This window comes from Mycobacterium sp. IDUB_28, from assembly GCF_055419285.1.
Map to the genome: position 1 here is coordinate 296937 of NZ_JBVAXK010000005.1, position 16361 is coordinate 313297.

Here is a 16361-nt window from a genome sequence, read left to right on the forward strand (position 1 = left end):
ACCTTCCCTCAGTAGTTCATCAACGTGATCGAGTTCACGATCAGGTCGAACTGTTCCTGCGAAATGGGTGCGCCACCCGGGATGCTGTCGGTGGCCAGGAACTGGGTGCGTTCGGTGTAGGCGCGAAAGCGCTTGAAATAGTTGGCGAATCCGAGTCCGTGATCGAGGCGGGCCAGCTTGAGTTCGCCGGCCAGAATGGTGGCGCCCAGCAGCGCCAGACTGGTCCCCTGGCCCGACATCGGCGAGGAGCAATAGCCGGCGTCGCCCACCAGCACCACCCGTCCGATCGACCAGTGATCCATCACGATCTGCGCCATCTCGTCGAAATAGAAATCCGGCGCGGATCGCATCAGCTCGAGCAACTGCGGACGGACCCACCCGTCGTCGGCCATTCGCCTGTCCAGCTCGGCGAACTGAAGTTCCCTGTCGCGGTAGTCGATTCGCACGTCGGGTTCCATGAATCCGAGCATTGCCCGCGCCTCGGAGTTGTTGCGCGCGCTGTACACGCCCGCCATGCTCGTGTCGCCGTAGTGCCACATCTGCCAGTAGTCCAGTTCCAGGAAGTTCGGCACGGTGAAGATCGCCGCGTACGTTCCCAGTCGCTTCTTGAAACGGTCCTCGGGACCGAACACCAGTCGGCGCACGTTCGAGTGCAGGCCGTCCGCGCCGACCACCAGATCGAAGCTGCGGGGGTCGGCATGCTCGAATGTCACGTCGACGGACGGTCCCAGATTGCTGATGGTGACGATGGTGTCGTCGAACAGGAACTCGGTCTTCAATTTGGTTTCGTCGTAAAGCAATCCGATCAGATCGTCGCGCAGCAGTTCGATGTCCTGATTGTCGATCGGCCCACCGGTCGGCGTGGATTCGGTGTCCCTGGACAGTTCGTTGCCGTCACGGTCGACGACGGAAAAACCCTTGATGCGGGTCTTGAGATCCTCGGCGACGGCCCGCAGACCCATCCGATCCAGCACCTCCAGCGCCGGCCCACGCACGTCAATTGCCTGCCCGCCCGGCCGCAGCCCCGGATGACGTTCCACCACAGTGACCGAATAACCATTGCGCCCAAGCCAATACGCCGCAGCGAGGCCCGCCACGCTGGCACCGGACACCAGCACCGATTCCACCATTACCTGATCCCTGCCAGCTTCTTTGCGTCCGCGAACACCTCGTCGAGCATTGCCGGAGTCAACCTACCTGTGAACATGTTCTGCTGGCTCGGGTGGTAGCAGCCGAGGAGGCGCTTGTCGGCAGGCAACTCGGCGACGACCCGGTGACCGAACTTTGGTTTGGGCTTGGGAGCGCCCGTCATCGCCAGGGCGACCTGCCAGGCGAACCCGCCGAGGGCGACCAGCACCCGCACGTGCGCCGACACCAGCCGCCACTCCGCACCCAGCCAGGGCGCGCAGGTATCCCGCTCGGCCGGCGTCGGGGCGTTGGCCGGCGGCGCGCAACGCACCGGGGCGACCAGACGAATCTGCTTGGCCCGCAAGCCGTCTGCGGCGTCGACGCTGGTCGGCTGGTTCACCAACCCGGCCCGGAACAGCGCCGCATAGAGCTGGTCGCCGGACCGGTCGCCGGTGAACATCCGTCCGGTGCGGTTGGCGCCGTTGGCGGCGGGAGCCAGCCCGACGATCAGCAGCCGCGGACGCTCCGAACCCCACCCCGGCACCGGTCGTCCCCAGTACGGCTGTTCGGCGAACGCGCGTCGTTTGGTCACCGCCACGTCCTCGCGCCAGGTGACCAGGCGCGGGCACGCCCGGCACACGCTGCTCTGCGCGTCCAGCTCGGCGATGGACCCCGCTGCCCCCGCCAGCTCGGTGACCTGCGCAGCGTCGGCGGCCACCGGGGTCTGCGGCGTCGCCCTGTCACCCGGCCACCCCGAGCCGGGCGGCACCGGCGAGTCGAAGGCGCGGCCGGTGCGGGGATGGCGGAGCGACACACGTACATCCTGCATTCACCCAGCCGGCGGCGCTCGGCTGCACCGAAATTCGGTGGTTCCGGCGGGTGGTTTACCGCTACATTCGGCCCGACCACATCAAGGGTATCCATGAACGAGAAGAAGCCCGTGAACCACAAGACCCCGGCCCTGCTGGTCCTGTTCGCCACCCTGATGGCAGGTGCGGGCGACGGCATCTCCCTGGTCGCGTTTCCCTGGTTGGTGCTGCAGCGACAGGGCAGCGCGGGACAGGCCTCGATCGTCGCGGGCGCGACCACGCTGCCGCTGCTGTTCTCCACGCTGGTCGCAGGCACCGCGGTGGACTACTTCGGGCGCCGGCGGGTCTCGATGGTGGCCGATGCGCTGTCCGGGGCAGCGGTGGCCGCGGTCCCGGTGGTGGCGTGGGCGTTCGGCGAGCAGGCGGTCAACGTTGCGGTGCTGGCCGGGCTGGGCGCCTGCGCGGCGGCCTTCGACCCGGCCGGCATCACCGCCCGCCAGTCGATGCTGCCCGAGGCCGCCGCCCGGGCGGGGTGGTCGCTGGACCGCGTGAACAGCCTTTACGAGGCGATCCTCAACCTGGCCTTCATGGTCGGTCCGGGGATCGGCGGGCTGATGATCGCAACGGTCGGCGGCATCACCACCATGTGGATCACCGCCGCTGCGTTCGCATTGTCCATCCTGGCGATCTCGGTGCTGCGCCTCGAGGGTGCCGGTAAACCGCTGCATGCCTCGCGGCCCGAGGGTCTGCGGTCGGGGATCTCCGAAGGCTTGCGCTTGGTGTGGAGTTTGCGGGTGCTGCGCACCTTGGCGCTGATCGACCTGGTGGTCACCGCGCTGTACCTGCCGATGGAAAGCGTGCTGTTCCCGAAGTACTTCACCGACCGCAATCAGCCGGGACAGCTCGGGACGGTGCTGATGGCATTGTCGCTGGGCGGGCTGGTGGGTGCGCTGGGTTACGTGGCGCTGGCCCAACGGGTACCGCGCCGGATGATCATGCTGGCCGCGGTCCTGACCCTGGGCGCGGCCGCGGCATTGATCGCGCTGCTGCCGCCGCTGCCGGTGATCCTGGCGCTGGTCGCGGTGGTGGGCGTCGTGTACGGGCCGATCCAGCCGATCTACGCCTACGTCGTGCAGACGCGCACCCCGACGCAGCTGCGCGGCCGGGTGGTCGGCGTGATGACGTCGCTGGCCTACGGCGCCGGTCCGCTGGGTCTGCTGCTGGCCGGCCCGCTGACCGACGCCGCCGGCTTGCACGTCGCGTTCCTGGCGCTGGCGTTGCCGATTCTGGCGACCGGGCTGATCTGCCTGCGGCTGCCGGCGTTGCGGGAACTGGACCGCGCGCCGGAGTTTGCGGTGGATCCAGCGACGTAGGATCGGCGTGTGCTGGAGGACCTCATCGCCGAACTGCCCGACGGGATGGTGATCACCGATCCCGCGGTGACCGAGGGCTACCGACAGGACCGTGCGCTGGACCCTTCGGCGGGCAAACCGCTGGCCGTGGTGCGCCCGCGCCACACTGCAGAGGTGCAGACCGTGCTGCGGTGGGCGGCTGCACACCGGGTGCCGGTGGTGACCCGCGGCGCCGGCAGCGGCTTGTCCGGCGGGGCGACGGCGGTGGACAACGGGATCGTGCTGTCCACAGAGAAGATGCGCGATATCACCGTCGACCCGGTGACCCGTACCGCGGTATGCCAGCCGGGCCTGTTCAACGCCGAGGTGAAGAAGGCCGTCGCCGAGCACGGGCTGTGGTATCCCCCGGACCCGTCGTCGTGGGAGATCTGCAGCATCGGCGGCAATATCGCCACCAACGCCGGCGGGCTGTGCTGCGTGAAGTACGGCGTCACCACCGACTACGTGTTGGGCATGCAGGTGGTGCTGGCCGACGGCACCGCGGTGCGGCTGGGCGGTCCGCGCCTGAAAGACGTTGCCGGACTTTCTCTTACGAAGCTGTTCGTGGGCAGCGAAGGAACGCTGGGCGTGGTCACCGAGGTGACGCTGCGGTTGATGCCAGCCCAGAACCCGTTGAGCGTGGTGGTGGCCAGTTTCGCGTCGGTGGAATCCGCCGTCGATGCGGTGCTCGGCGTCACCGCCCGGCTGCGCCCGGCGATGCTGGAGTTCATGGACTCGGTGGCGATCAACGCCGTCGAGGACACCTTGCGAATGGACCTGGACCGCGGCGCGGCAGCGATGCTGGTGGCCGCTTCCGACGAACGGGGTCGCGCCGGCGCGGAAGATGCCGAGTTGATGGCCACGGTGTTCGCCGAACATGGTGCCACCGAGGTGTTCTCCACCGACGACCCCGACGAGGGGGAGGCGTTCGTCGCCGCCCGCCGGTTCTGCATCCCGGCGGTCGAAGCCAAGGGATCGTTGTTGCTGGAGGACGTGGGGGTGCCACTGCCGGCGCTGGGTTCGCTGGTGACCGGGATTGCGCGCATCGCCGAGGAGCGGGACCTGATGATCTCGGTGATCGCCCACGCCGGGGACGGCAATACGCACCCGCTGCTGGTGTTCGACCCCGACGATGCCGCGATGGCCGAACGCGCCCAGCTGGCGTACGGCGAGATCATGGACCTGGCCGTGGGGCTGGGCGGCACCATCACCGGTGAGCATGGTGTCGGGCGGTTGAAACGGCCCTGGCTGGGCGACTATCTCGGACCTGAGGTGATGGACCTGAACCGGCGGATCAAGGATGCGCTGGATCCGTTGGGGATTCTGAACCCTGGGTCGGGGATCTAGCTGACTGCCCTGGGTGCAGTTTGACCTGCGCCGCTGCCAAGTGCGCGGCGGTTCGGCTCGGCATCTGGTTAGTCGCCTAACCTCCACTCGGGGCAGTAGTGGGTCGCCGCGGTATTGATAAACGCCACAGCAGCGTCCTGTCCGAGGTTGAACTGCTGCCGGACCCAGGCAACAGGGGCGCCTCGTTGATCCTCCATTGCAATACATACATAGTGAGCGCCTTGCACTTCGGCGTCGTCACCCACTAAGGTTTTGTGCCCCTGTCCATGCCAGTCCGCTAAGAATTGTGCGTCCGAGTTCGTTCGCGTCGACGCTGCCTCTTCTGTTGTAGTGGTCGGCGACGACGTCTGGATTTGTAGCAGCTGCGTTGTCAGAGCCGTGGTAGTTGTCTGTCTTCTCGCGATCGTTGTCCTCTGCGTGCGAACATGCTCGAGCGATGCGGTCAGTTCGCCGTGGCTGGAGGCGCCCAACCACCGAAGCAGTAAGAGCAAGAGCAGTAACACGACCGCGCCGAGTATCAGCCACTGTGCTGTGGTGAGGGAGATACGCGGGCCTTGGGCAGGCGCGGGGTCCAATGGTGCCGGTTCTGTCGGCGCGGCCGCGTCGCTGTGTGGGCTTTCGGTTTGGAGATCGCGCCGGCGAGCATGGCCGAAATCTGCTGGTTTACGTAAAGCGGATCTAGCGCTTTTGACGAGCTCGCGGGCAGTCGAGTACCGGTCTTCAGGATTCTTGGCCATCCCAATCGCGATCACCTCGTCCATCGATTGCGGCACTGAGGCGTCCATCGTTGAGGGTCGCGGCGGCGGCGTGGTGAGGTGTCCGACAATTTGCTGCTCGAGGCTGTCCCCGGGGAACGGGCGCTGTCCGGTCAGTGCCTCGTGCAGGACGCACGTCAATGCGTAAATATCGGCGCTGGCATCGGCGGTTCCGGTGTTGAGCCGTTCGGGGGACATGTAGGCCCAGGTGCCTATTGCGATACCGGTGCTGGTCAAACCGGTTTGTTCGGCGGTTCGCGCGATACCGAAATCGATCAGGTAGGCGAAGTCGTCCTGCGCGACCAAGATGTTGGACGGTTTGATGTCGCGGTGAACAAGCCCAATCTCGTGTGCGGCTTGTAGAGCGGAGGCAATTTGTTCGATGATCTTCACCGCTCGGCGCGGCTTTAGAGGCCCGCTCTTCAGCAGTGACAGCAAATCCTGTCCGGCTATTAGTCTCATAGCGATGTATAGCCGGCCATCCGTCTCACCAAAGTCGTAGATCGGGACAACGTGCGGTTCATCGAGCCCGGCGGCACATTGCGCTTCCCGGCGAAACCGCTCCTGAAACGTTCGATCGCTGGCGAAATGGGCTGGCAAAACCTTCAGCGCTACGATGCGATTCATTTGCGAGTCGTGGGCTCGCCACACCTCACCCATGCCACCCTCGCCGACCTTCTCAATCAACTGATAGCGACCGAAGGGTGTTCCATCCATTCGACGAGCTACCTCCCGCGCAGCAATTGATTGTATGAACGATAGCCGCGGTAGGAACAATCGCCGCGGTGTGCTGTCGCGCAGGGTCCCGCAAGCCACGCCAAGGCTTATGATTGGTCGCCCCCCGGCCACCACAAACCCGTCGACGCGAGCGTGAGTCGATAATGTGTACGCACCTGATGATGCATCTAGGGTCGTGTTCCGGCGTGCAAGTGACCCTGCGTCTTGCGCGCAGCCTGATGTTGATTCGCCGGTCACGGTGGTATCGCTTGAGGCGTGGCAGCGCTGTCGGCGAAATGGGCACCGATCGATCCCATTTACCCAGCGCCTACGGTGCCACCATTCTCAACCTCTCAGTGCGAGAGGTGACGGTACCTTTCGCAGCACCCCCCGACTTGGCGTTGCTCGGCGCCCGCCAAAGCCGTCAACGATACCCAACCCGCCTACGGCGCCAAAGACTCTGATCATTTAGCGGTAAGGGGAAAGCGGGCAGTTGACATCATTCTTTATCTGTCGTACGAATAAGACATGACTGCTTTAGTGTCTCATGAAGTTCCGGCGAAGTTCGTCTTGGCCACCGCCGAGACCTGGGCCAACCCCTGGCCGATGTACAAAGCGCTGCGCGACCACGACCCGGTGCACCACGTCGTCCCGCCGGGACATCCCGAGCACGACTACTACGTGCTGACCCGCCACGCCGACGTCTGGTCCGCCGCCCGCGACCACCGGACGTTCTCCTCCGCGGAAGGTCTGACCGTCAACTACGGCGACCTGGACATGATCGGGCTGCGGGACAACCCGCCCATGGTGATGCAGGACCCGCCGGTGCACACGCAGTTTCGCAAACTGGTGTCCCGGGGATTCACCCCGCGACAGGTCGAGGCCGTCGAACCCAAGGTGCGCGAATTCGTCGTCGAACGAATCGAGAAGATCCGCGCCAACGGGGGTGGCGACATCGTCACCGAGCTGTTCAAGCCGCTGCCCTCGATGGTGGTGGCGCATTATCTCGGTGTGCCCGAAGAGGATTGGGCGCAGTTCGACGGCTGGACCCAGGCCATCGTCGCGGCCAACACCGCCGAGGGCGGCATCGTCAGCGCGCTGGAAACCGTCGGCGACGCAGTCGGGACCATGATGGCATATTTCACCGCACTGATCGAACGGCGCCGCACCGAACCCGAGGACGACACCATCTCGCACCTGGTGGCCGCCGGGGTGGGCACCGACGGCGATATGGCCGGCATCCTGTCGATCCTGGGCTTCACCTTCACCATGGTCACCGGCGGAAACGACACCGTCACCGGAATGCTGGGTGGCTCAATGCCTTTGCTGTATGAACGGCCCGATCAGCGACAGCTGCTGGTCGATGACCCCGGCCTGATCCCGGACGCGGTCGACGAACTGTTGCGACTCACCTCACCGGCACAGAACCTGGCCCGCACCGCAACCCGCGACGTCACGATCGAGGACACCACCATCCCGGCCGGGCGCCGGGTGCTGTTGGTGTACGGCTCGGCTAACCGCGACGAGCGCGTATATGGTTCTGACGCAGGCGAACTCGATGTGCGGCGTCGCCCGCGCAACATCCTGACTTTCAGTCATGGCGCACACCACTGCCTGGGCGCGGCCGCGGCACGCATGCAATCCCGGGTCGCGTTGACCGAACTACTCAGTCGCTGCCCCGATTTCGAGGTCGGCGAACCGGTGTGGTCCGGTGGTAGCTACGTACGCCGTCCGCTGTCGGTGCCGATCAGGATCAAGGCCTGATGGACTGGCTGGCCGATCGCCGCAGCGAAGCCGCTGCCGACCGCATCCTCGATGCCGCCGAGCGACTGTTCACCGAACAGGATCCTTCCTCGGTCGGCATGAACGAAATCGCCAGAGCCGCAGGGTGTTCACGGGCAACGCTGTACCGGTACTTCGACAGCCGGGAGGCGCTGCGCACCGCTTATGTGCACCGGGAGACGCACCGACTGGGCCGAAAGATCCTGCAGGCGATCGAACGGGTCGGGGATCCACACCAGCGACTGGTCGCCGGCATCAGCGCCACATTGCGGATGGTGCGCGAAAGTCCGGCGCTGTCAGCGTGGTTCGGGTCCACCGTGCTGCCGATCGGTGGCGAACTGGCCGGGCAGTCCGAGGTGATCACCGCCCTGGCCTCCAACTTTCTGAATTCGCTGGGACCCGACGACCCCGCCGTGGTGCAACGCCGCGCGCGCTGGACGGTGCGGATGATCATCTCGCTGCTGATGTTCCCCGGCCGCGACGAGGATGACGAACAGGCAATGATCGAAGAGTTCGTCGTCCCGGTGGTATCACCGGTCAGTTCGTCCAATAGGCCTGCGCCTTAATAGATTTGCGTGGTATCCCAAATTCTTCCCGCAGTACGCGGGCTACCGAGCGCGTGGTACGCATACTGCACGCGACCCAACCGAAGTGGTCGCCGGCGTCGAACGCCGCCGCGCGCACTGTCTCGATCAGCGACTCGTCCGCGCTGTGCCGATCCACCCAGACGACATCGGCGTTGCGGGCCACCGGCAAGTTCTTGTCGTCGTCACAACCGGCCTCCAGAAACACCCGCGCCGGGGCGTCGCCGATCGCACCCAGCAGGGAGTTGATGGCCGGCAGCGAGGCGGTGTCGCCGACGATGACGTACCCGGTGGGCGCCGGTTCCGGGATGGCGAACTTGCTGCCCAGTACCGTCGCGTCGATGGTGTCACCCGGTTGCGCGCTGCGTGCCCAGTCCGAAGCGACCCCGTCGTGCAAGGCGAACTCGACGTCGAAGGTGCCCGCCTGTGGATCCGGGTCGACGAGGGTGTAGCCGCGTTGGTGCGAACGGTCGCCGTCGGCAAACCACATTCGGATCCACATCGTCGGGTGCACCGCATGCGCGGCCAACATCCCGCCGTCCTCGAAGCTCACCCTCAGGTAGTGCGGACTGATCCCCCGTCGGCGGGTCACGGTGAGGCGGTAGTCCCCGGCACCCATCAGCTTGAGCACGGTGCCTTGCCAGCCCCGCGACGCCTTCGTTTCGGCCATCCTCGCCTCCCATCAACTTAGGTAAGGGTAACCTATCACGCTGGGTCGGTCATGGCCGAGCGGCAAAGTTCGCCGCAATTTCCCCGGCTCGCACCGCGACGTTCGACAACAAAGTGGAGCCCAACCCGTGCGTGTGCTCTACCGAGCCGTTCAGATAGATGTCCCCGGGCGCCGCTGACGTGGGCACCAGTCGGTAATCCCGGGTGACCAGCGGGCGCCCCGCCGGGTCGAACTGGTAAAGACAGGCCAGCTCGCCCAGGAAGTGCCGGACATCCAGCGGCGCATAGCCCGTCGCGTAGATCACTGCATCGCAGTCCAGGGTCTGCTGCGAGTGGTCGATCAGGTGGGTGATCGTCACCTGCACCCCATCCGAATGTTCCTGCGTGGCAGTAATTTCGGATGCATTGTCGATGAAGAATCGGCGCTCGCCGGACACCCGTTCGGCGTACTCGCGCGCATAGAGTGCGTCGATCAGTTCCGCATCCACCGCCGAGTAGTTGGTCGACCGGTGGTAATCGAGGAGTCGTTGTCGCAGTGACTGGTCGGCTGTGTAGAAGTCGTCCACGGCTGACGGATCGAAGATGCGATTCGCGTAAGGGCTGTCGTCGGCCACGCTGTATCCGTAGCGGGTGAAGACCGCGCGCACTTCGGTCGCGGGGTAGGTCTGATGCAGGTAGCTGGCTACTTCCGCTGCGCTCTGCCCCGCGCCGACCACCGCGAATCGTTTCGGGTCAGCAACATCGAGGGCAGCAAGACGGGACAGCAGGCGGTGGCTGTGCCACTGCCGGGAGGTTTCGGACCTGCCGTGCGGCAGCATCGGGCACAGGCCGGTGCCGAGCACCAGGGCACCGGCGTGCATCGCCCACCCGGACTCCGCGCGCACCAGCATGCCCGAATCGTCCGCCGTCATCTCGACAATGCGCTGCCCGTAACGGACGTCGGCGCCGAGCCCGGCTGCGGCCCATGCCAGATAGTCATGGAACTCCATCCGGCTCGGAAACATCGTATGCCGACCGATGAAGTCGACGATCCGGCCACGCTCACTCAGGTAGTTCAGAAAAGTAAAGTGGCTCTTGGCGTTTCGTAATGTGACCAGATCCTTGAGAAACGGGATCTGCATTCTGGCGCCCGGCAGCAACATTCCACGGTGCCAACCGAACTCGGGCTGCGCCTCGACGAACACCGCCTCGCGGTCCAACTCGGCCAGCGCGATCGCCAGCGCGAGGTTGGACGGGCCGAAACCGATGCCGAGCAGATCGGTGTGTTCAGGCATGGGCATGCGCGCGCGTCAACCGCTCCAGGTAGCGTCCACGCACCATCGACCTGTTGATCAGCACCACGAAATCGGCCATGTCGAAGTCCGCGTCGTAAGAGGGTTCACCGCAGATCAGTCCGCCGATCCGCAACGAACCCTGCACCATCGGCGGGATGCGCACCCGGCCCGGGTCGGGTAGCTCCGAGAGACTCAAACCGTTGACCCGCACCGGGTTTCGGGGCGTGACCCGGTATTGCGGAGGCGCCGGATGCGCACCGAACGCGAAGTCGCGCACACCGCGCACCAGGGCTCCCCGCGGCCCACCGCCCTCCATCCGGACCGACAGGCAGCCCACGCCCCATTCGTGGCCGGTCAGTTCCTGATAGCGGATGATGCCCGCCCACAACAGGCCCATCACCGCGCCGCTGCGGTGCTCGGGATGCACGCTCGCGCGGCCGAGTTCGACCAGCGTGGGCCGCAGCGCATTCAAACCGCCGATGTCGAAGATCGTGTCGGCGAATATCCCACCGGCCGCGCGGGCACCGTCGGGCGGCAGCAGTCGGTAACAGCCGACGATCTGCCCGGCCGATTCGTCGCGGACGAGCAGGTGCTCGCTGTACGGATCGAATTGGTCGACATCGATCATCTCCCCGGTCAGCGGACCCGGAATCGCCCGGGGCAGCGCCGCGCCCATCTCCTCGGCAAAGGTCTGATAACGCAACCGCTGCGCGGCTTCGATATCTGCCGGGTTGGTCGAAATCACAACGCTGTAGCGGCCGCCAGCGGTTGCGGGGATGATGCTCGCGTCGCCCATCATGGTATTCGCAGGTTACCCAGGGCGATTGTCAGCAAACAGCGTTACGACGTGCGACGGGCTCCCAGTGCGATCAGTATCGCCGCCGCGACCGCGGCCAGCGTCGCGGCGACGGCGGCCGCCACCAGCGCCGCCTGCATACCGTCGGCGCTGGCCTGCCGGGCTACCCGGGCGATGACGGGCACCGCCGGTTTGAGCTCGTCGGGCAGAAAGTCGAGCACCCGCAGACCGGCACCGGCGGACAACCGGTCGACCAGCACCTGCCGGGGCCCGGAAGGCACACCGGCCAGTTTGCTCAGACCGGCCGACGCGCCGTCGGCGGCATGTCGGCTGAAGAGGGCACCGAGCCCGGCGACCCCGGCCAGGATGCCGGTCTGCCGAACGGTGCTGACCGCCCCGGTCGCCATCCCGGCGTCCTCGGCAGGGACGAATTGCAGTGCGATGTCCGAGGTCAGCGCGAACAGGCCGCCCAGGCCGAGGCCGGCCACGATCGACCCCGCGATGAAGTGTGTCCACTGCGTGGTTTCGGTGACGCCGGTCATCAGCCACAACCCCGCTGCGATCAGCACCACCCCGCCCGGGATCGACGTCCAGGCCGGCGCGTACCGGGCGGCCACCATGGCCAGCGGGGCGCCCACCACACAGGCGACGGTCAACGGCAGAGCACGCAGTCCCGACTGGAAAGGGCTGTATCCCAACGTGTTCATCAGATACAGCGCCAGATAGTTGGTAGACGCAATCAACGTTCCGGCCGCCGCGAAGGCCGCGATCGACACCCCCGCGAACCCGGGCCGGCGCACCACGCTCAGGTCGAGCATCGGCGCGCTGACGCGGGACTCCCACCAGCAGAACGCCAGCAGGCCGGCCACGGCGGCCGCACCGAGCGTCAGGATCACCGGGTCGGTCCAGCCGCGGCGGTTACCTTCGATCAACACGTACACGCCGGCGAACAATGCGCCGGACAGGATCGCGGCGCCCGTCAGGTCAAGCGGGCGGTGTTGTGCCGCACGGGTTTCCGACACATAGCGCCAGGCGACGCCCAGCGCCACCGCCCCGATCGGCACGTTGATGAGGAAGATCGACTCCCAGCCGAAAGCGCCGACCAGCGCTCCGCCCAGCAACGGCCCGGCGGCCGCGGCCGCACCCATCACCGCGCCGTAGATCGCAATCGCGATGCCCCTGCTGCGCTGTTCGGGAAAGGCTGCGGCGACCATCGGCAGCGAGACGCCGAGCAGCACCGCCCCACCCGCCCCCTGCACGGCCCGGCTCAGGTTCAGCGCCTCGATACTGCCGGCCAGCGCGCAGGCGGTGGAGGCCGCGGTGAACACCGTCATCCCGATCAAATAGAGCCGCCTGCGGCCGAGGCGGTCGCCCACGGTGGCGGCGGTGAGCAGCAGTCCCGCCATCGGCAGCGCGTAGGCGTCCACCACCCACTGCAGTCCACTCAATTCGGCATCCAGCGACGCCTGGATGTTGGCCAACGCGGCTGACACGATGGTCATGTCCAGCAGCAGCATGAACACCGCGAGACACACCGCGAACAGCGTCAGGCGCGGATGAGCCGCCGAGGTAGCGCTGGTGCCGTCCGCCGCGGACACGCTTACGCGTCTCTGACCCGGGTCAACCGATGCAGCAGCCACGCCAACGGCACCGTGACCACCACCGTCGCGATGTACAGGTTGAGCATCGGACCGGTGTAGACCCGCGCCCGCACGATGTGCACCATCGCGAACTCCATGGTCATGAAGTGGATCAGGAAGATCTCGTAGGAGATTTCGCCGAGCCACACCATCGGCCGACTGGCCAGCAGCCGGGAATACCGACCCTTGTCGCCCAACGCCAGCGGCGCCACCGCCAGCGTGGCGATCACCGCGTAGAAGATGGTCTTCCACAGCGCCTCGGGCAGCGAGGCGGGCGAGGTGGTCGGGGCCCCCGCGATCGGGGTGGACACGATGAAGTAACAGACGATCGCCAACGGTATGGCCACCGCCGCGTAGGCACGCACCCCCATCGCCTGCAGCACGGTCAGCAGCATGCCGCCCAGGAACCAGGCGAGATAGGTCGGCAACCACAATCTGGCGCCGTCGGGAAACAGCCGGTCGGTGTGCACCAGCACCAACCAACCGGGGCTGATCAGCATCATCAGCAGGATGGCCGCCACCAGCACCTTGGGGCGCCACTGGCGTCGGCACATCAGCACCAAAAGCAGGTAGGCCAACGCCGGCAGCAGCACATAGAACGACGCCTCGACGGCCAGGCTCCACATCTGGGTGAGGCCCTGGTGCAGATACTTGCCGAGGTAGCCGTCGGTGTAGATCTGGGTCAACGTCACGTTGCGGATCAGGCCCAGCCAACTGTGGCCGGGATTCGGGCCGGCTTCGTGGTAGTGATACAGCACGTAGGCGACCAACACGGTGACGACGTAGGCGGGCATGATGCGCCGAACCCGGTGTCGCGCATAGCGACTCAACGACGGCCAGGGACTGCCGGTGGCTGCCGACTTCACCCACGGCCGGAACAGCAGGAAACCGGACAGCACGAAGAAGATCGGTACCCCGATCTCCAGTCGCGCACCGAACAGACCCCAGTAGCCGTGGGTGTACTTGCCGGTCGTGTAGGCGGCGTGGGTCCCGACGACCAGCAGCGCCGCGACCGCCCGGACGCCGGTGAGCGATGCGACCCGGTCGACGCCGGAGGTCTGCTCGAGGCCGCCTTGGGCGTCCTCGGCCTGGGACAGGGTCATCCGTCCCGCTTCCGGCGTGGCTTGCCGCTGCCGTGGTGCGCGGGCTTGCCCTTGCCGGGGTTGCGATCGGGTCGAAGGTTGATCAAGACCCCCGAGATGCGGGTCTGTTCAAGCTTTTTGAGCACCGCCCGGGGCAACTTGGCCGGCAGTTCGACCATGGAGAAGTCCGGGCCGATGGCGATGTGACCGAAATCGCTGCGGTGCAGACCACCTTCGTTGGCGATGGCCCCGACGATGGCACCCGGCCCGATCTTGTGCCGCTTGCCCACATCGATCCGATAGGTGGTGAAAGGCCTTGTCTGTCGCGGCCTTTCGGGTCGGTCTTCGTGACCGCGCCGGTCCCGCTCCCGTCGCTCCGGCGGCGGGTCGGGGGCGAGCAGGAAGGCCTCACCATCGCGGGACTGCAGCGCCAGCGCCGCGGCGATGTCCGCCATCGGCACGTCGTGCTCGCGTTCGTAATCCTCGACCAGGCGGCGGAACAACTCGATCCCCTGCCCCCCTAGGGCATTGGTGATCGAGTCGGCGAATTTGGCGACCCGTTGGGCGTTGACGTCCTCGACGGTGGGCAACGCCGCCTCGGTGAGGGGTTGCCGGGTCGCCTTCTCGATGGCCTTGAGCAGGTGGCGTTCTCGCGGCGAGACGAACAACAACGCCGAACCTTTGCGGCCGGCCCGGCCGGTCCGACCGATCCGGTGCACGTAGGACTCGGTGTCGTGCGGGATGTCGTAGTTGAGCACGTGCGAGATACGTTCGACGTCCAGGCCGCGGGCCGCGACGTCGGTGGCGACCAGGATGTCGATGGTGCCGTCTTTGAGAGCCGAGATGGTCCGTTCCCGAGCAGCCTGCGGAATGTCGCCGTTGATGGCGGCCGCGGAAAATCCTCTCGCACGCAGCTTTTCGGCCACCTCTTCGGTGGCCTGCTTGGTGCGCACGAACACGATCATGGCCTCGAACGGCTCGACTTCGAGCACGCGGGTCAGCGCGTCCATCTTGCGCGGTCCGGCCACCTGAATGTAGCGCTGCGAAATGTTCTCGGCGGTGGCGGTTTTCGCCTTGGAGGTGACTTCCAGCGGATCGTGCAGGTACTTGGTGGTGATCTTGCGGATCGCCGGCGGCATGGTCGCCGAGAAGAGGGCGACCTGTTTGTATTCCGGGGTCTCGGACAGGATCCGGTCGACCTCTTCGGCGAAGCCCATGGTGAGCATCTCGTCGGCCTCGTCGAGCACCAGGTAGTCCACCCGAGACAGGTCCAGCGTCCCGCGTTCGAGGTGATCGATGACCCGGCCGGGCGTACCGACGACAATGTGGGCTCCACGTCTGAGGCCGGCCAACTGCACGCCGTAGGACGCGCCGCCATAGATCGGCAACACGTTCAGTTGCGGCAGGTGGGCTCCGTAGCGGCTGAACGCCTCGGCGACCTGCAGGGCCAGCTCCCGGGTGGGCGCCAGGACCAGCGCCTGGGTCGCTTTGCCGGTGGTGTCGATCTTGGACAGGATCGGGATCGCGAATGCCGCGGTCTTGCCCGTCCCGGTCTGAGCCAGACCGACGACGTCGGTGCCTGCCATCAGCGCCGGAATGGTGGCGGCCTGGATGCCGGTCGGCGACTCGTAACCGACGTCGTTGATCGCGCGCATGACCGGCTCCGGAATCTGCAGGTCGGCGAACGTCGCGGGAAGGTTGTCCGGGTTATCCATCAGGAGATGAAGTCTAAGGCGTCCCGGGCCCGCGGCCATGCCTGCCGCACCCGCAGGACCGGTGGCGGTACCGTGCCCGATGTGTCAATGGTTGTTCGGTGTGCCGCAGGCCTGTGTGTCGTGGCGGCGGCGGTGACGTCAGTCGGGTGCGGGTCAGGCGACTCGACGGTGGCCAAGACACCGCAGGCCACCAAGCCTTCTTCGGCCGTCACCACGCCTGGAGCTCCGGGTAGCGCTGCCGCGCCGACCACGGTCCCGCCCAGCAGCGCCGCGCCCGCCGACCCGTGTGCGGTCAATCTGGCTGCGCCCACCATCGCGAAGGCGGTGTCCGAACTTCCCCGCGACCCACGCAGCCAGCAACCGTGGAACCCCGAACCGATAGCCGGCAACTACAACGAGTGCGCGCAATTGTCGGCGGTGATCATCAAGGCCAACACCAACGGCGACAATCCGACGACGCGCGCGGTGCTGTTCCACCTGGGTAAATTCATTCCCCAGGGGGTGCCGGACACCTACGGATTCAACGGCATCGACGGCACGCACAGCACCGGTGACACGGTAGCGCTGACGTATCCGAATGCGCTGGGCGTGGGCAGCGTTGTGAAGTTCCGCTGGAACGGCAGCGGGGTGGAGATCGTCGCCAACACAGCACGCTGAGCCGACTGCACGCGC

The 16361-nt window shown here is 66.3% G+C and carries 14 protein-coding genes; 5 read left to right on the top strand and 9 right to left on the bottom strand.

Annotation, left to right across the window (positions count from 1 at the left end; translation table 11 throughout):
• Nucleotides 1-8 precede the first annotated feature (8 nt).
• Both ACZYZ9_RS13090 and ACZYZ9_RS13095 read right to left on the bottom strand, forming a co-directional pair.
• Complete coding sequence (locus ACZYZ9_RS13090; protein ID WP_463826812.1) at nucleotides 9-1127, bottom strand: FAD-binding protein; 1119 nt, start codon at nucleotides 1125-1127, stop codon at nucleotides 9-11.
• Between the two features lie 2 nt (nucleotides 1128-1129).
• Nucleotides 1130-1957 carry a uracil-DNA glycosylase gene (locus ACZYZ9_RS13095; protein ID WP_463826676.1) on the bottom strand — a complete coding sequence of 276 codons (828 nt, stop codon included), beginning with the start codon at nucleotides 1955-1957 and terminating at the stop codon, nucleotides 1130-1132.
• A gap of 93 nt (nucleotides 1958-2050) precedes the next feature.
• Here ACZYZ9_RS13095 and tap point away from each other — a divergent pair, with 93 nt between their 5' ends.
• Both tap and ACZYZ9_RS13105 read left to right on the top strand, forming a co-directional pair.
• Nucleotides 2051-3310 carry a multidrug efflux MFS transporter Tap gene (gene tap, locus ACZYZ9_RS13100; protein ID WP_463826677.1) on the top strand — a complete coding sequence of 420 codons (1260 nt, stop codon included), beginning with the start codon at nucleotides 2051-2053 and terminating at the stop codon, nucleotides 3308-3310.
• Between the two features lie 45 nt (nucleotides 3311-3355).
• Nucleotides 3356-4675, top strand: coding sequence for an FAD-binding oxidoreductase (locus ACZYZ9_RS13105; protein ID WP_463826813.1), 1320 nt, complete (start codon nucleotides 3356-3358; stop codon nucleotides 4673-4675).
• Between the two features lie 68 nt (nucleotides 4676-4743).
• Here the strand turns inward: ACZYZ9_RS13105 and ACZYZ9_RS13110 are convergent, their stop codons facing one another.
• A complete protein-coding gene (locus ACZYZ9_RS13110; protein ID WP_463826678.1) occupies nucleotides 4744-6147 on the bottom strand; it encodes a serine/threonine-protein kinase in 1404 nt (467 codons plus the stop codon).
• Between the two features lie 528 nt (nucleotides 6148-6675).
• Between ACZYZ9_RS13110 and ACZYZ9_RS13115 the strand changes: the two genes are divergently transcribed.
• Nucleotides 6676-7911, top strand: a complete 1236-nt coding sequence (locus ACZYZ9_RS13115; RefSeq protein WP_463826679.1) for a cytochrome P450 — start codon at nucleotides 6676-6678, stop codon at nucleotides 7909-7911.
• Nucleotides 7911-8495 carry a TetR/AcrR family transcriptional regulator gene (locus ACZYZ9_RS13120; RefSeq protein ID WP_463826680.1) on the top strand — a complete coding sequence of 195 codons (585 nt, stop codon included), beginning with the start codon at nucleotides 7911-7913 and terminating at the stop codon, nucleotides 8493-8495. The genes ACZYZ9_RS13115 and ACZYZ9_RS13120 overlap by 1 nt, the downstream gene beginning before the upstream one ends.
• Here the strand turns inward: ACZYZ9_RS13120 and ACZYZ9_RS13125 are convergent.
• From ACZYZ9_RS13125 to ACZYZ9_RS13150, 6 genes are read right to left on the bottom strand one after another with little or no spacing between them, the layout of a single operon-like run.
• Complete coding sequence (locus ACZYZ9_RS13125; protein WP_463826681.1) at nucleotides 8467-9183, bottom strand: siderophore-interacting protein; 717 nt, start codon at nucleotides 9181-9183, stop codon at nucleotides 8467-8469. The genes ACZYZ9_RS13120 and ACZYZ9_RS13125 overlap by 29 nt on opposite strands.
• Before the next feature lie 49 nt (nucleotides 9184-9232).
• Entirely contained in the window at nucleotides 9233-10456 is a 1224-nt protein-coding gene (locus tag ACZYZ9_RS13130; protein WP_463826682.1) for a lysine N(6)-hydroxylase/L-ornithine N(5)-oxygenase family protein, read from the bottom strand.
• On the bottom strand, nucleotides 10449-11255 hold the full coding sequence (locus tag ACZYZ9_RS13135) for a GNAT family N-acetyltransferase (protein ID WP_463826683.1): 807 nt from the start codon (nucleotides 11253-11255) through the stop codon (nucleotides 10449-10451). The genes ACZYZ9_RS13130 and ACZYZ9_RS13135 overlap by 8 nt, the downstream gene beginning before the upstream one ends.
• A 41-nt stretch (nucleotides 11256-11296) precedes the next feature.
• The gene (locus ACZYZ9_RS13140; RefSeq protein WP_463826814.1) at nucleotides 11297-12802 is read right to left on the bottom strand and encodes a DHA2 family efflux MFS transporter permease subunit; all 1506 of its coding nucleotides are present in this window, start codon (nucleotides 12800-12802) and stop codon (nucleotides 11297-11299) included.
• 50 nt (nucleotides 12803-12852) lie between these two features.
• Nucleotides 12853-13995 carry an acyltransferase family protein gene (locus tag ACZYZ9_RS13145; protein WP_463826684.1) on the bottom strand — a complete coding sequence of 381 codons (1143 nt, stop codon included), beginning with the start codon at nucleotides 13993-13995 and terminating at the stop codon, nucleotides 12853-12855.
• Nucleotides 13992-15689: a DEAD/DEAH box helicase gene (locus tag ACZYZ9_RS13150; RefSeq protein ID WP_463826685.1), complete on the bottom strand. Its 1698-nt coding sequence runs from the start codon at nucleotides 15687-15689 to the stop codon at nucleotides 13992-13994. The genes ACZYZ9_RS13145 and ACZYZ9_RS13150 overlap by 4 nt, the downstream gene beginning before the upstream one ends.
• 87 nt (nucleotides 15690-15776) lie before the next feature.
• Here ACZYZ9_RS13150 and ACZYZ9_RS13155 point away from each other — a divergent pair, with 87 nt between their 5' ends.
• A complete protein-coding gene (locus ACZYZ9_RS13155; RefSeq protein ID WP_463826815.1) occupies nucleotides 15777-16346 on the top strand; it encodes an LppP/LprE family lipoprotein in 570 nt (189 codons plus the stop codon).
• The last annotated feature ends 15 nt before the right edge of the window (nucleotides 16347-16361 follow it).

What these genes read in the sequence shown, in the direction of transcription:
- ACZYZ9_RS13120 (WP_463826680.1), top strand. Translation starts at nt 7,911, where the DNA reads ATGGACTGGCTGGCCGATCGCCGCAGCGAAGCCGCTGCCGACCGCATC.
- ACZYZ9_RS13145 (WP_463826684.1), bottom strand. Translation starts at nt 13,995, where the DNA reads ATGACCCTGTCCCAGGCCGAGGACGCCCAAGGCGGCCTCGAGCAGACC.
- ACZYZ9_RS13155 (WP_463826815.1), top strand. Translation starts at nt 15,777, where the DNA reads ATGGTTGTTCGGTGTGCCGCAGGCCTGTGTGTCGTGGCGGCGGCGGTG.
- ACZYZ9_RS13110 (WP_463826678.1), bottom strand. Translation starts at nt 6,147, where the DNA reads ATGGATGGAACACCCTTCGGTCGCTATCAGTTGATTGAGAAGGTCGGC.
- ACZYZ9_RS13150 (WP_463826685.1), bottom strand. Translation starts at nt 15,689, where the DNA reads ATGGATAACCCGGACAACCTTCCCGCGACGTTCGCCGACCTGCAGATT.
- ACZYZ9_RS13125 (WP_463826681.1), bottom strand. Translation starts at nt 9,183, where the DNA reads ATGGCCGAAACGAAGGCGTCGCGGGGCTGGCAAGGCACCGTGCTCAAG.
- ACZYZ9_RS13115 (WP_463826679.1), top strand. Translation starts at nt 6,676, where the DNA reads ATGACTGCTTTAGTGTCTCATGAAGTTCCGGCGAAGTTCGTCTTGGCC.
- ACZYZ9_RS13105 (WP_463826813.1), top strand. Translation starts at nt 3,356, where the DNA reads ATGGTGATCACCGATCCCGCGGTGACCGAGGGCTACCGACAGGACCGT.
- ACZYZ9_RS13095 (WP_463826676.1), bottom strand. Translation starts at nt 1,957, where the DNA reads ATGCAGGATGTACGTGTGTCGCTCCGCCATCCCCGCACCGGCCGCGCC.
- ACZYZ9_RS13130 (WP_463826682.1), bottom strand. Translation starts at nt 10,456, where the DNA reads ATGCCTGAACACACCGATCTGCTCGGCATCGGTTTCGGCCCGTCCAAC.
- tap (WP_463826677.1), top strand. Translation starts at nt 2,051, where the DNA reads ATGAACGAGAAGAAGCCCGTGAACCACAAGACCCCGGCCCTGCTGGTC.
- ACZYZ9_RS13135 (WP_463826683.1), bottom strand. Translation starts at nt 11,255, where the DNA reads ATGATGGGCGACGCGAGCATCATCCCCGCAACCGCTGGCGGCCGCTAC.